12 protein-coding genes are annotated in these 13,122 nt (G+C 67.6%); 9 read left to right on the top strand and 3 right to left on the bottom strand.

Features of this window, described 5'->3' with window-relative positions:
* Positions 1–45: 45 nt before the first annotated feature.
* Complete coding sequence (locus tag FFS23_RS00845; RefSeq protein WP_502702106.1) at positions 46–2,256, bottom strand: S9 family peptidase; 2,211 nt, start codon at positions 2,254–2,256, stop codon at positions 46–48.
* Between the two features lie 231 nt (positions 2,257–2,487).
* Here FFS23_RS00845 and FFS23_RS00840 point away from each other — a divergent pair, with 231 nt between their 5' ends.
* From FFS23_RS00840 to FFS23_RS00820, 5 genes are all read left to right on the top strand, one after another.
* Positions 2,488–3,147 (top strand): DUF6975 family protein, encoded by a 660-nt coding sequence (locus tag FFS23_RS00840; protein WP_137897010.1) that lies wholly within the window; start codon positions 2,488–2,490, stop codon positions 3,145–3,147.
* 77 nt (positions 3,148–3,224) lie between these two features.
* Positions 3,225–4,070, top strand: coding sequence for an AAA family ATPase (locus FFS23_RS00835; protein WP_137897009.1), 846 nt, complete (start codon positions 3,225–3,227; stop codon positions 4,068–4,070).
* A gap of 118 nt (positions 4,071–4,188) precedes the next feature.
* On the top strand, positions 4,189–4,752 hold the full coding sequence (locus tag FFS23_RS00830; RefSeq protein ID WP_137897008.1) for a CHAP domain-containing protein: 564 nt from the start codon (positions 4,189–4,191) through the stop codon (positions 4,750–4,752).
* Between the two features lie 31 nt (positions 4,753–4,783).
* Positions 4,784–5,962 (top strand): vWA domain-containing protein, encoded by a 1,179-nt coding sequence (locus tag FFS23_RS00825; RefSeq protein ID WP_038660204.1) that lies wholly within the window; start codon positions 4,784–4,786, stop codon positions 5,960–5,962.
* Positions 5,963–6,009: 47 nt separating this feature from the next.
* Positions 6,010–6,246: a hypothetical protein gene (locus FFS23_RS00820; RefSeq protein WP_137897007.1), complete on the top strand. Its 237-nt coding sequence runs from the start codon at positions 6,010–6,012 to the stop codon at positions 6,244–6,246.
* A 218-nt stretch (positions 6,247–6,464) separates the two neighbouring features.
* Here FFS23_RS00820 and FFS23_RS00815 read toward each other — a convergent pair whose 3' ends face one another.
* Positions 6,465–7,550, bottom strand: a complete 1,086-nt coding sequence (locus tag FFS23_RS00815) for an anhydro-N-acetylmuramic acid kinase (protein WP_137897073.1) — start codon at positions 7,548–7,550, stop codon at positions 6,465–6,467.
* A gap of 120 nt (positions 7,551–7,670) precedes the next feature.
* Between FFS23_RS00815 and rimO the strand changes: the two genes are divergently transcribed.
* Complete coding sequence (gene rimO / locus FFS23_RS00810) at positions 7,671–8,996, top strand: 30S ribosomal protein S12 methylthiotransferase RimO (RefSeq protein ID WP_038660213.1); 1,326 nt, start codon at positions 7,671–7,673, stop codon at positions 8,994–8,996.
* A 60-nt stretch (positions 8,997–9,056) separates the two neighbouring features.
* Here rimO and FFS23_RS00805 read toward each other — a convergent pair whose 3' ends face one another.
* Positions 9,057–9,548, bottom strand: a complete 492-nt coding sequence (locus FFS23_RS00805) for a P-loop nucleotide/nucleoside kinase family protein (RefSeq protein ID WP_137897006.1) — start codon at positions 9,546–9,548, stop codon at positions 9,057–9,059.
* 306 nt (positions 9,549–9,854) lie between these two features.
* Between FFS23_RS00805 and FFS23_RS00800 the strand changes: the two genes are divergently transcribed.
* From FFS23_RS00800 to FFS23_RS00790, 3 genes are read left to right on the top strand one after another with little or no spacing between them, the layout of a single operon-like run.
* Positions 9,855–11,246: a serine hydrolase domain-containing protein gene (locus FFS23_RS00800; protein ID WP_249340462.1), complete on the top strand. Its 1,392-nt coding sequence runs from the start codon at positions 9,855–9,857 to the stop codon at positions 11,244–11,246.
* A gap of 1 nt (position 11,247) precedes the next feature.
* The gene (locus FFS23_RS00795; RefSeq protein WP_137897004.1) at positions 11,248–12,612 is read left to right on the top strand and encodes a leucyl aminopeptidase family protein; all 1,365 of its coding nucleotides are present in this window, start codon (positions 11,248–11,250) and stop codon (positions 12,610–12,612) included.
* A complete protein-coding gene (locus FFS23_RS00790) occupies positions 12,609–13,118 on the top strand; it encodes a DUF2867 domain-containing protein (RefSeq protein ID WP_137897003.1) in 510 nt (169 codons plus the stop codon). The genes FFS23_RS00795 and FFS23_RS00790 overlap by 4 nt, the downstream gene beginning before the upstream one ends.
* The last annotated feature ends 4 nt before the right edge of the window (positions 13,119–13,122 follow it).

Genomic DNA, 13,122 nt, shown 5'->3' with positions numbered 1-13,122 from the left:
ACCGGTCATTCCTCCCTCGCAAAGCGAGGGAGGAATTGAACGCCCCTATTTCTTGTTCTTCACGGTCCTGTCGAGGAATTCGAGGATCGTCCCCCACAGATGCTGGCTCACCCCCGGCCCCGCCACGCGGTGCGTATAGCCGGGGTAGAACATCATCTCGAACGGCGTCGCGGTCGCCTGCATCCGCGCCGCCACCTTGGTTGAATTGTCGAGGAAGACGTTGTCGTCCGCCATGCCGTGGATCAGCAGCAGCGGGTCGCGGATCTTCGACGCCTCCTCGACCGCCGCCGAACCCGCATAGCTCTGCGGGTCCTTCGCCGGATCGCCGAGATAGCGTTCGGTATAATGCGTGTCGTACAGCTGCCAGTCGGTCACCGGCGCGCCCGATACCGCCGCGGCATAGACCCCCGGCGTCTTCTCCAGCATCTTGAGCGACATATAGCCGCCATAGGACCAGCCATAGGTCGCGATCCTGCCGCCGTCGACGAACGGCAGCGACTTCAGGTAATTGGTCCCGGCAAGCTGGTCCTCGACCTCCACCGTCCCCATCGCATGATAGATCTGGTCCTCGAAGGCCTTGCCGCGATTGTACGAGCCGCGATTGTCGATCTTGAAATAGACCCAGCCTTGGCTGACCAGATATTGCGGCAGCGCCCCCTGCCAGCCGCGCGTTACCTGCTGACCCGTCCCCGGTCCGCCGTAATGTTCGAAGAACACCGGATACTTTTTGCCCGCGGCGAGCGGCGGGGTAATCATCTCCCAATAGAGCGTCGTGCCGTCGGCGGCCTTGATCGTCCCGAACTTGGTCGGCTGATGCTGCGCGAGGAACGGGAAATAGGGATGGCCCGCGACCACCGCATTCTCGTTGATCCACGCGATCCGCTTGCCGCTGGTGTCGGCCATATAGACCTGCGCCGGCTGCGCGGAATTGGACCGCGACACGATGAAGCGGCTCGCCGCCTTGTCCATCGACGCGCTGTTGGTCCAGCCGCGCTCGGTCAGCCGCTCGATCACATTGGGTTTGGCGATGTCGACCGCATAGAGATGCTGTTCGAGCACGTCGTCCTTCAGCCCGGTGAAATACAGCCGACCCTTCTGCTCGTCGACGCCGACCAGCCCGGTCACCACCCACGGCCCCTTGGTCAGCTGCGTCCACTTGCCGCCCGGCGTCCAGCGATACAGATGGCCATAGCCGTCGCGCTCGGAGCGCCAGATCAGGCTGCCGTCCTTCATCGGCTGATAATCGTCCGACAGGTTGAGCCAGCTCTTCGCGCCTGCCTTTTCGGTGAACAGCACGCTCGCCTTGCCCGTCTCCGGGTCGACGCGCAGCATGTCGAGCGTCTTCTGGTCGCGGCTCTGCCGCTGCACCAGCAAGGTCCGGCCGTCGGGTGTCCAGTCGACGCGCGCCAGATAGATGTCGGGGTCGCTGCCGAGGTCGACCTTGACCTGACCCGATCCGTCCGGCCGCATCACGTACAGCTCGACCAGCACGTTGGGCGTCCCCGCCGCGGGATAGCGCTGCTCGTAGGTCTTGGTCCCCGCCGCGCCGATCGATGCGCGCGTGAAGACGTGGACGGGCGCCTCGTCGAACTTCTCGACCGCGATGAACCGTTCGTCGGGCGACCACCAATAACCGGTGGTGCGATGCATTTCCTCCTGCGCGACGAACTCCGCCTCGCCGAAGTGGATCGTGCCGCCGCCGCCCTGCGTCACCGCCCGCGCCTCCCCGCCATTGAGCGGCTGCGCGAACAGATTCTGGTCGCGCACGAAGCTGACATAGCCGCCCTTCGGCGACACGACCGGGTTGAGCTCGCCGCCCGGCGTCTGCGTCAGCCGCCGCACCTGCCCGTCGAGCGACGCGAGATACAGATCGCCGTCGAGCGGCACGAGGATCGCCTTGCCGTCGGGCGAGAAATCATAGGCGACGATGCCCTTCGATCCGCCGATGCGGGCGCGCTCGCGCTGCATCTTCTCCGCCTCGCTCAGCTCGGCGCCGCTGCCGACCTTCTTGCTGTCGACCAGCATCCGCTCGGCGCCGGTGCGCGTGTCGCGCGCCCACAGATCGGTGCGCTCCTTCTCGTCGGCGCGCGGACGCAGGAAGGTGAGCAGGGTCCCGTCGGGCGACAGCCGCACGCCGCGCGACTGCGACCCCGACAGATCGGGGCTGCCGAACACCCGCGCCAGCGTCAGCGCTCTGCCTTCGGGAGCCGCCGCGGGCCGAGTCGCGCCGGTCTGCGCCCCCGCCTCAACGGTCATCGCCACGCTCCCCACCGACGCGAGCGCCAAGGCCACGATCCATCCCCGCATCCACCTTCTCCAAAAACAACGAGTTGGCGTTCTTACGGCACGGCCCGCCCGCGTAAAGACGGAATGAGACAGGGTTACCGACGCATAAACCGTCTCTTTACTCGCTTCGGTATAGTTAGTGGGTAGACAAGGGACCAAGTCGGACCGGCTTGGCGGCACGATATCGATTAGCGGGACAGCATGTTGGACACGGCACAGAAGGGTGGGCAAGCGAGCGCTTGGGACGTGGTGACCGAGCTCGGCGAGGCCGACGGCAGCGTGGCGCATCCGCATCTGAGCCTGCTCATCTCGCCCGCCGCCGCCTCGCGCGATTTGTCCGACGCGGTCCACGCGCTCTGCGCCGTCCACGGTGACCCGCCCGGCCTCGCGGTCGAGGCGCGCACCTTCTGCGTCCAGCCCGACGCCTGCGACTGGCTGACCGCGGTCGCCGACGCCTTCGTCGGAGAGCGCAGCTATATCGCCCGCCTCGCCGCCGCCGCCGGCCCCACCCCCTCGACGCCGGGCCAAGCCGAGACCGAGGCGGCGCTGATCGCCAGCCGCCACGCGCTCGAAACGCTCGCTCGCTCGGAACGCCGCGGCTGCGCGACCGGCGCGGTCGCCGCCTTGGTGCACGACTGGACGACGATCCGCCTGCTGCTCGATCACGCCGCCGAACGGTTCGGGGTCGAGCCGGTCCCCGCCGGCTTCCCGTCGCTCGCCGAGACCGCGTCGAGCGTCACGATGCTCGGCGCGACGCTGGCCACCGAGCGGGCGGTTCGCTTCGGCGCGCAGCAGTTGCTCGCGCAGCATCGCGCGTTGTGGGACCTGCTCGAAGCCCGCGCCAGCGCGCGCAACGGCTGAGCCGGCCCTCGCGTCGCTTGCGCGGCGCGACGCGATGCGCCAACCAGATTGCCGACACTCCACCGTCGGGAACGGCCATGAAGCGCTTCGAAGGCACGCAAAGCTATGTCGCGACCGACGACCTGAAGGTCGCGGTCAACGCCGCGGTGACGCTGCGCCGGCCCTTGCTGGTCAAGGGCGAGCCGGGCACCGGCAAGACCGTCCTCGCCTATGAGATCGCCAAGGCGACCGGTGCCGAGCTGATCGAGTGGAACGTCAAGTCGACCACCAAGGCGCAGCAGGGCCTGTACGAATATGACGCGGTCGCCCGGCTGCGCGACGGCCAGCTCGGCGACGAACGCGTCCACGACATCGCCAATTACATCCGCCGCGGCAAATTGTGGGAGGCGTTCACCCGGCCGACCCCGCCGGTGCTGCTGATCGACGAGATCGACAAGGCGGATATCGAATTCCCAAACGACCTGTTGCAGGAACTCGATCGGATGGAATTCCACGTCTACGAGACGAAGGAGACGGTGCGCGCGGTCGAACGGCCGATCGTCGTCATCACCAGCAACAACGAGAAGGAGCTGCCCGACGCCTTCCTGCGCCGCTGCTTCTTCCATTACATCAAATTTCCCGATCGCGAGACGATGCAGGCGATCGTCGACGTCCACTTCCCGGGCATCCAGAAGATCCTGGTGAGCAAGGCGATGGACGTCTTCTACGAGGTCCGCGACGTGCCGGGCCTCAAGAAGAAGCCGAGTACCAGCGAATTGCTCGACTGGCTCAAGCTGCTGCTCCACGAGGATATGCCGCTCGACGTCCTCCAGAACCGCGACCCGACCAAGGCGATCCCGCCGCTGCACGGCGCGCTGCTGAAGAACGAACAGGACATCATGCTGTTCGAGCGGCTGGCGTTCATGGCCAAGCGGCAGCGCTGAGCCGCTTACACCATCTATCGTTCCGCCCCTGCAACGACCGGCAACTTTTTGCCGCTTTATTGCGCGTTAACCATGACTGCCAATCTGCCAGTCATCCGCAGTGACTTAACTCGCCCCAATGCGGGGCTTTTTTCCCAGATGCGGCCTGCTGGTCGCTGCCGCACAGGCGGCAATGCTTGCCGCCCCTCTCGGCGCGTCGGCCGGGCTGCTCGACTATGTCGGGCAGTGCGTGCCGTTCGCGCGTGCCGCATCGGGGATCGAGATCTACGGTGATGCCTGGACGTGGTGGAACCAGGCCGAGGGTCGCTACGACCGTGGCCATCGTCCGCGCCAGGGTTCGGTGATCGTCTTCGCCAAGACCGGCCGCCTGCCGCTCGGTCATGTCGCGGTGGTCAGCCGCGTCGTCGAGCGTCGCGTGCTGATGCTCACCCACGCCAATTGGTCGCGCCAGAACGGCAAGCGCGGCCATGCCGAACAGGACGTCACGCTGTACGACGTATCGCCGGGCAACGACTGGAGCGAGGTCAAGGTCTGGTATCGCGATGTCGAGGGACTCGGCGGCGGCATCTACCCGGTCAAGGGCTTCATCTACGGCGGCCACCCCTCGCCGCAACTCACCAGCCGCAACCCCGATTACGTCGGCGCGCTGATCGACGCCTACGTCCCCGGCGCCGGCCGGTAGACACGCGCCGCGGCACCCCTAAGATGCCGCCATGTTCCTCGCCTTCCTCGACGAGCTTCGCGCCGCCGGCATCCCGGCCAGCCTCAAGGAGCATCTCGTCCTGCTCGAGGCGCTCGACGCCGAGGTGATCGACCGCACGCCGGAGGCCTTCTACTATCTCGCCCGCGCCACCTATGTGAAGGACGAGGGGCTGCTCGACCGGTTCGACCAGGTCTTCGCCAAGGTCTTCCGCGGCATCGCCACCAGCTACGGCGCCGAGACGGCGGATCTGCCCGAAGACTGGCTGAAGGCGGTCGCCGAGCAATATCTCACCCCCGAGGAGATGGCGCGGATCGAATCGCTGGGCTCGTGGGACGAGATCATGGCGACGCTCAAACAGCGGCTCGCCGAACAGGAAGGGCGCCATCAGGGCGGCAGCAAATGGATCGGCACCGGCGGCACCAGCCCGTTCGGCAACGGCGGCTACAATCCCGAAGGCGTCCGCATCGGCGGCGAGAGCCGCCACCATCGCGCGATCAAGGTCTGGGACCAGCGCGAATTCCGCAACCTCGATTCGACGCGCGAGCTCGGCACGCGCAACATCAAGGTCGCGCTGCGCCGCCTGCGCCGCTTCGCACGCGAGGGCGCGGCGGACGAACTCGATATCGACGGCACGATCGACGGCACCGCGCGCCAGGGCTGGCTCGACGTGCGGATGCGACCCGAACGGCGCAATGCGGTCAAGCTGCTGCTGTTCCTCGACGTCGGCGGCTCGATGGACCCGTGGGTGACGCTGTGCGAGGAATTGTTCAGCGCCGCCACCGCCGAGTTCAAGAACCTTGAATTCTTCTACTTCCACAATTGCCCGTATGAAGGTGTGTGGAAGGACAATCGCCGGCGCTTCTCCGAACGCACGCCGTTGTGGGACGTGCTCCATAAATTCGGCCACGATTACAAGCTCGTCCTCGTCGGCGATGCATCGATGAGTCCGTATGAGATCAGCCATCCGGGCGGCTCGGTCGAACATAACAACGAAGAGGCCGGCGCGACGTGGATGCAGCGGCTGACCAACACCTATCCCGCGGCGGTATGGCTCAATCCCCTCCCATCACCGCAATGGGGCTACAGTCCGTCGATCCGCATGATCCGCGAGCTGATGAGCGAGCGCATGTACCCGCTGACGCTCGCCGGACTCGACGACGCGATGCGCGAACTGACCCGCAAACGGTAGCGCACGGTCGGCGTCTTTGATAGAATAGGTCCATATCGGTGAGACTCATGATGCGTTGCCTGCCGTTGCTCATCGCACTCGTTCCCACGCTTGCCGCGGCACAGCCGACGAAGCCGAAACCGCCGCTCGTCGACAGATGCGAACGGCCGAGCGCCCGCCAGGTGTCGGGCGCGGTCAAGCCCGGCCTCCACAAGCTCGGCGAACTGCCGCCGGCCAAGCCGATCTACACCGTGGTCCGGGAGATCGACGGCTGCCCGACCCCGGTCAGCGTTCGCCCGCGCTGAACTCTCGGAACGCTTCGCGACCACATGCTCCGCGAAGGGCGAGTCCCTATCAGTACTCCCGCGAAAGCGGGAGCCCAGGAGTCAGGAACGGCGTCAGGCGTTGCTCTGCTTGATCTTGGGTTCCCACTTTCGCGGGAACACTGGAGGTGGCGTCAAGCAGAGCATCACTGAGCCGATCGCTGCCATTGTGGCGTCCATGTCGTCCAACGCGGCACGCACTACGGCCGGCTCACCACCCCACCGGTCAGCGGTGCCGCCACCCCGGTCGTCCCCGGAAAGCTGATCGGCAGACCGCGCAACGTCCGCACCGCCATATAGGCGAAGCCCTCCGCCTCCATCGCATCGCCGTTCCAGCCCAGCGCATCGCTCGGCTCGGGCGTCAGCCCGGTCCGCTCGCCGATCATCCGCAGCAAGATGGGATTATGCCGGCCGCCGCCCGCGACGATCAGCCGCCGCGGCCGCGCCGGCAGCCGGTCGATCGCCTCGTTGACGCTCGCCGCGGTGAAGGCGGTCAGCGTCGCGGCACCGTCCGCCGCCGCCAGCCCGCGCGCCGGCTGAACACTGAAATCGTTGCGATCGAGGCTCTTCGGCGGAGCCAATTCGAAGAAGGGATGGTCGAGCATGCCGGTCAGCACCGCCTCGTCGACCTGCCCCGCCGCCGCCAGCGTGCCGCCCGCATCGAAGCGCGCGCCGGTCTCCGCCTCGACCCAGCTATCGATCAGCCCGTTCGCCGGCCCGGTATCGAAGGCGACGAGCGTCCCGTCCGCGCCGACGAAGGTGATGTTCCCCACCCCGCCGAGGTTGAGCACCGCCACCGGCTTGTCCAGCCCCGCGACCAGCGCGGCATGATAGACCGGTAGCAGCGGCGCCCCCTGCCCGCCCGCGGCGACGTCGGCGCTGCGGAAGTCGCTGACCACGGTGATGCCCGTCGCCCGCGCCAGCACCGCGCCGTCGCCGATCTGCCACGTCCAGCCGCGATCGGGGCGATGCGCGACGGTCTGGCCGTGATAGCCGATCACCCCGACGTCCGCCGCCTCGACGCCCGCCTCGCGCAGCAATTTGTGGACGGCGAAGGCATGCGTCCGGTCGATCAGCTCGCCCGCCGCGACCAGATTGGGGCTCGCGCGCGGCCGGTCGAAGGTCAGCGCCAGCGTCGTCGCCGCGGCGAGCTGCGCGCGCGCCGCATCCGAATAGGCCTCGCCGCGAAACGCCAGGGCGCGCACCTGTCCCTCGCCATCGGTCTCGAGCAGCGCCGCATCGATCCCGTCGAGCGACGTTCCGGACATCAACCCTATTGCCAGCATCAAACGTCACTCCCCTGCCGCCGCTGTGCCGCCTGCCCCCGCCGGTGTCGAGCGACGAACGACGCCGGACACGGCACCATCTGGCAAAAGCGCGGCGAAACGCCTATGTGCGCCTCTCTCATGGCAACTCGTCTCCCCTCCCCGCCGCGCGTCGGCATGGTGTCGCTCGGCTGTCCCAAGAATCTGGTCGACAGCGAACGCATCCTCACGCAGCTGCGCGCCGACGGCTATCAGATGTCCGCCGATTACGCCGGCGCCGACGTCGTGCTGGTCAACACCTGCGGCTTCCTCGATTCGGCGAAGGAGGAAAGCCTCGAGGCGATCGGCGAGGCGATCGCCGAGAACGGCCGCGTCATCGTCACCGGCTGCATGGGCAAGGAGGCCGAGGTGATCCGCGCCCGCTTCCCGCAGGTGCTCGCGGTCACCGGCGCGCATCAGTACGAACAGGTCGTCGAGGCGGTGCACGAGGCGGCGCCCGCTCACCTCTCGCCCTATATCGACCTGATCCCCGACGCCGGGCTCAAGCTGACCCCGCGCCATTACAGCTATCTGAAGATCTCGGAGGGCTGCAACCACCGCTGTTCGTTCTGCATCATCCCGAGCCTGCGCGGCGATCTCGTCAGCCGCCGCCCCGACGCGATCCTGCGCGAGGCGGAAAAGCTCGTCGCCGCCGGCACGCGCGAACTACTGGTCATCAGCCAGGACACCAGCGCCTACGGCATCGACATCCGCAAGGAGCCGCGGCTGTGGAAGGGGCAGGAGGTCGTGCCGCACATGACCGACCTCGCCCGCGAGCTCGGCAGGATCGCCCCCTGGGTCCGCCTCCACTACGTCTATCCCTATCCGCACGTCGATCAGGTCATCCCGCTGATGGCCGAGGGGCTGGTGCTCCCCTATCTCGACATTCCGTTCCAGCATGCCGCGCCGTCGGTGCTCAAGCGCATGAAGCGCCCCGGCAACGACGCCAAGGTCCTGAGTCGCATCCACCAGTGGCGCGAGATCTGCCCGGACATCGCGATCCGCTCGACCTTCGTCGTCGGCTTCCCCGGCGAGACCGAGGCGGACTTCGAATACCTGCTCGACTGGCTCGACGAGGCGCAGCTCGACCGCGTCGGCGCGTTCCGCTTCGAGCCGGTCGAGGGCGCCGCCGCCAACCTCCTGCCCGATCACGTGCCGGAGGAGGTGAAGGAGGAGCGCTACCAGCGGATCATGGCGAAGACCGCCGCGATCAGCGCCGCCAAGCTCGCCGCGAAGATCGGCCGCACCCTCCCCGTCATCATCGACGAAGTGGGTGAAGAAGGTGCCACCGGCCGCAGCCAGGCCGACGCCCCCGAGATCGACGGCCAGGTCTTCCTGCGCGACGCCGCGCATCTGGCGGTCGGCGACATCGTCCCGGTGGCGATCGAGGATGCCGACGAGCACGACCTGTACGGCGTACCGGTTTGACGCGAGGCGGTTCGGGTCCTCTCCCGTTGCGCGGTTAACGTCGCGGGAGAGGACGGATGGCTAGGGTCGATGCAGAACGACGTCGAACCCTTCCTCGGGTGCCGGCGGAACGAAATGCTTCGTGATCTGCGCGAAATCGTCGTCGCTCACGGTAAATTCGTGCGTGCCGTCGTCATTCCGCCGGCGTAATCGGGATTTGCAGACGTCATCCGGAACGTCGAGATAATGAAGTTGGTGAGCACATCCCGCCTCTTCGAACACGGCGCGCATCCATGCCCGGCTTGCCGGTGTATTCGCCGGAAAGTCCAACACCACGGATAATCCCGCCCGCAACAGATCGACCAGATGCGCGCGCATCGCATCGCGCAGGCGCGCTGCGTTCCGAACATAGTCGGCGAGACTGTTCTGCTCGCCCGGATACAGGCGTGCCAGCCAGTAATCTTCCTTCACGACGATCGTGCGGGGCTGTTGTCCCAAAGCCGTCGTCAGCGTGGATTTCCCGGCAGCGATCTTGCCGCACATGAGGTGCAGCGTCGGTTGTTCCAAAGACATGGTTCGATACCCTTCGCAGATGCACGCAGCATCGTGATAGTCACAAGCGGATAGACCCGGCCCGACGCATCAGGCCGGGTGGTTAATTCGTCCGCTGTTCGCAATCGCGATGGGAATGACGAAAGGCATGGCACGAAGATGCCACCCCTCCTTTCGCTAGTCCAGCGTGAGATGGCATCGAAGGCCGGTGTTCGAACCACGACGGTGCCGCTTCCTGATATCACCGTAGGACACCGCCAGCCGCGCTCGACGCCCGCCCGCCGATTTCACTTTCGCCAGACCACCCGGATGTGGCAGCCTTCCGCGATGTTTCCAAAGACGCTCGCGACGCTCGCTCTCCTCCTCACCGCCAGCCCCCTCGCCGCCCAGACGCTCACCCCCGCCGAACGGACCGCGGTCGACACGGTCGTCGCCGATGCGCTCGCCACGACCGGCACGCCCTCGGCGCAGGTCGCGATCGTGCGCGGCGGGCGGATCGTGCTGACCAAGGCCTATGGCAAGCAATCGGACCGCGACGCCGCACGCCCCGACGCGCCCTATCAGATCGCCTCGATCTCGAAGCAGTTCACCGCCGCCGCGCTGCTGCTGCTCGAGGACGACGGCAAAGTGTCGCTGGACGACACCGTCGCCAAATGGCTGCCGGGGATCAGCGGCGGCGATCGGATCACCATCCGCCAGTTGCTAAGCCACACCTCGGGCCTGCAGGATTACTGGCCGCAGGACTACAGCTTCAAGGCGATGGAGACGCCGACCACGCCGCAGGCGATCGTCGATCGCTGGGCGAAGAAGCCGCTCGACTTCGCGCCCGGCACGCAATGGCAATATTCCAACACCGGCTATGTCGTCGCCGGCCTGATCGCCGAAAAGGCCGCGGGCGAGCCGTTGCTGACCCTCCTCGAACGCCGCGTCTTCAAGCCGCTCGGCATCACCGCGATCGATCAAGACAAGGCGATCGGCGCCCGTTTCCCCTCGGGCTATCACCGCAACGCGCTCGGCCCGGTCCGCGTCGCGCGTCCCGCCGCCGACGGCTGGCTCTATGCCGCGGGTGAGCTGTCGATGAGCGCCGGCGACCTCGCCAAATGGGACGTGGCGCGTCTGAACCGCGGCCTGCTCCCCGCCGACGACTGGGCAGCGCAGGAGAAGCCGGTGCTGCTCGCCGACGGCAGCACCACCAATTACGGCCTCGGCGTCAGCCTCGGTAAGCGCGCCGGCCAGCCCTATGTCGAGCATAGCGGCGAGGCGGTCGGTTTCCTGTCGGAGAATATCGTCTATCCCGAGCAGAAAGCGGCGATCGTCGTGTTGACCAACGCCGATTTCGGCAACGCCTTCGTCAGCATCGCGCAGGGCATCGCCAAAGTCGTCCTTCCCGCCGATGCCGACGCCACCGAGGCGGCGAAGACGAAGGCGGCGCGCGCGATGTTCGACGCGCTGCGCGGCGGCACGCTCGACCGCACGCTGCTCACCGCCAACGCCTCTTATTATTTCACGCCGCAGGTGCTCGCGGATTATCGCACCAGCCTGTCGGTGCTCGGCGCGCCGACCAGCTTCGAGAAAGCGGGACAGACGCAATTGCGCGGCGGCTTCGTGCAGCGCCGCTACACCGTCACCTATCCCGACCGGAAGCTGTCGATCGGCACCTTCGCCGAGCCCGACGGCACCGAGCGCTACGAGCAATTCCTCGTCAGCCCGGCGACCTGATATGCCCGACACCCTGCTCCAGCCCGACCGCGGCCAGCCCGCCCGCTCCATCGCGCTGATCGCGCCCGACGCCTATGACGAATGGCTCGCCGCCCAGCCGCCACGCGTCCGCACCGCGCTCGCCGCGCAACGCTTCACCGGCAAGTCCGGCAGCCACGCCATCTACGCCGACGAGGACGTGCAGGCGATCGTCGTCGCCGCCGCACCCGACGTCTGGACGTTGGCGAAGCTCGCCGAGGCGCTCCCCGCCGGCACCTATCGCGTCGGCGGTGCGATCGGCCCCGCCGCGCTCGGCTGGCTGCTCGGCCAATATCGCTTCGATCGCTATCGCAGGGCGGACGACACCGGCGCGCGCATCCTCCTGACGCAGGACGCCGCAGGTATCGAGGAGACCTTGCGCCTCGCCGCCGCGACCGGCTGGGTGCGCGATCTCGTCAATACCGGCGCGGGCGACCTCGGCCCCGCCGAGCTGGAAGCCGCCGCCGAACGGCTGGCGCGCGATCATCAAGCGAGCGTCACCATCACCCGCGGCGACGCGCTTGCCACCGGCTATCCGCTGATCCACGCGGTTGGACAGGCGGCGGTCAAGGAGCGCGCGCCACGGCTGATCGAGCTCGAATGGGGCGACCCCGCGCATCCGCGCATCGCCTTGGTCGGCAAGGGCGTGGTGTTCGATACCGGCGGGCTCGACATCAAGCCATCGGCCGGCATGCGGCTAATGAAGAAGGATATGGGCGGTGCGGCGCATGCGCTTGCGCTCGCCAGCCTCGTCATGGCGGCGCGGCTGCCGGTGCGCCTGCACCTGCTGATCCCGGCGGTGGAGAATGCGATCGCCGGCAATGCCTTCCGTCCCGGCGACGTGCTGCGCAGCCGCCTCGGCCCGACGATCGAGAACACCAACACCGATGCCGAAGGACGGCTGATCCTCGCCGACGCGCTCACCCGCGCCGGGGAGGCGCATCCCGAGCTGATCCTCGACTTCGCGACGCTGACCGGCGCGGCGCGCGTCGCGCTCGGCCCCGATTTGCCGCCGCTGTTCACCGACGACGAGACCCTCGCGGCGGACCTGCTCGCCGCCGGCACCGCGCTCGACGACCCCCTGTGGCGATTGCCGCTGTGGGACGGCTATGACGAGATGCTCAAGTCGGACATCGCCGACATGGTCAACGCCCCTGACGGCGGCTTCGCCGGCGCGATCACCGCCGCGCTGTTCCTGCGCCGCTTCGTGCCGAAGGACACGATCTGGGCGCATATGGACGTCTTCGCCTGGCGCCCCTCCGCCAGACCGGGTCGCCCGAAAGGCGGCGACGCCTATGCGCTGCGCGCCTGCTACGCGCTGCTCAAGCGGCGCTATGGCACGCGGTGAGCGTCACCCGCCGCGATCCGCCCCACTCGAGCCGTATCGCCGACTGGTATGACGGCGCGGACCTGCTCGATTGCTATGCCGCGCCGCTGCCGCCCGGGCATGACGGCGATATCCGCACGATCGCGCGGGCGATCCTCGATCGGCCGAGCTGGTGGTTCCGCGCGCTGCTGGGGATACGCGACGGTTTCGCGCGCAGCGCCGGCCTGCAGACGACGGGGGATATCCGCCGCGCGGTTTCCGCCGAGACGCGCGTCGCCTTCTTCCCGATCCGCGCCCAATCGGCGGACGAGATCATCCTCGGCGAAGACGACCGGCACCTCGATTTCCGCCTCTCGCTGCTGACGGAGCGCGGCGCGGACGGGGCCGCCACCGTGTTCGCCACGACGGTGGTCCATTGTCGCAACCGGCTCGGCCGTGCCTATCTCGCCGCGATAACGCCATTCCACCATCTCGTCGTCCGATCGAGCCTCGGACGCGCGGAAGCCGCCGGCTTCGTCGCCGACTGACGGT

Origin of the sequence: Sphingomonas sp. 2SG (assembly GCF_005503285.1) — a bacterium.
In the GTDB taxonomy this organism is placed as follows: Bacteria; Pseudomonadota; Alphaproteobacteria; order Sphingomonadales; family Sphingomonadaceae; genus Sphingomonas; species Sphingomonas taxi.
This window is presented reverse-complemented; position numbering and strand designations above follow the sequence as displayed.

Excerpts from the sequence above, each read along its gene's own strand:
- FFS23_RS00845 (WP_502702106.1), bottom strand. The coding sequence starts at position 2,256 with ATGACCGTTGAGGCGGGGGCGCAGACCGGCGCGACTCGGCCCGCGGCG.
- FFS23_RS00840 (WP_137897010.1), top strand. The coding sequence starts at position 2,488 with ATGTTGGACACGGCACAGAAGGGTGGGCAAGCGAGCGCTTGGGACGTG.
- FFS23_RS00835 (WP_137897009.1), top strand. The coding sequence starts at position 3,225 with ATGAAGCGCTTCGAAGGCACGCAAAGCTATGTCGCGACCGACGACCTG.
- FFS23_RS00830 (WP_137897008.1), top strand. The coding sequence starts at position 4,189 with ATGCGGGGCTTTTTTCCCAGATGCGGCCTGCTGGTCGCTGCCGCACAG.
- FFS23_RS00825 (WP_038660204.1), top strand. The coding sequence starts at position 4,784 with ATGTTCCTCGCCTTCCTCGACGAGCTTCGCGCCGCCGGCATCCCGGCC.
- FFS23_RS00820 (WP_137897007.1), top strand. The coding sequence starts at position 6,010 with ATGATGCGTTGCCTGCCGTTGCTCATCGCACTCGTTCCCACGCTTGCC.
- FFS23_RS00815 (WP_137897073.1), bottom strand. The coding sequence starts at position 7,550 with ATGCTGGCAATAGGGTTGATGTCCGGAACGTCGCTCGACGGGATCGAT.
- rimO (WP_038660213.1), top strand. The coding sequence starts at position 7,671 with ATGGCAACTCGTCTCCCCTCCCCGCCGCGCGTCGGCATGGTGTCGCTC.
- FFS23_RS00805 (WP_137897006.1), bottom strand. The coding sequence starts at position 9,548 with ATGTCTTTGGAACAACCGACGCTGCACCTCATGTGCGGCAAGATCGCT.
- FFS23_RS00800 (WP_249340462.1), top strand. The coding sequence starts at position 9,855 with ATGTTTCCAAAGACGCTCGCGACGCTCGCTCTCCTCCTCACCGCCAGC.
- FFS23_RS00795 (WP_137897004.1), top strand. The coding sequence starts at position 11,248 with ATGCCCGACACCCTGCTCCAGCCCGACCGCGGCCAGCCCGCCCGCTCC.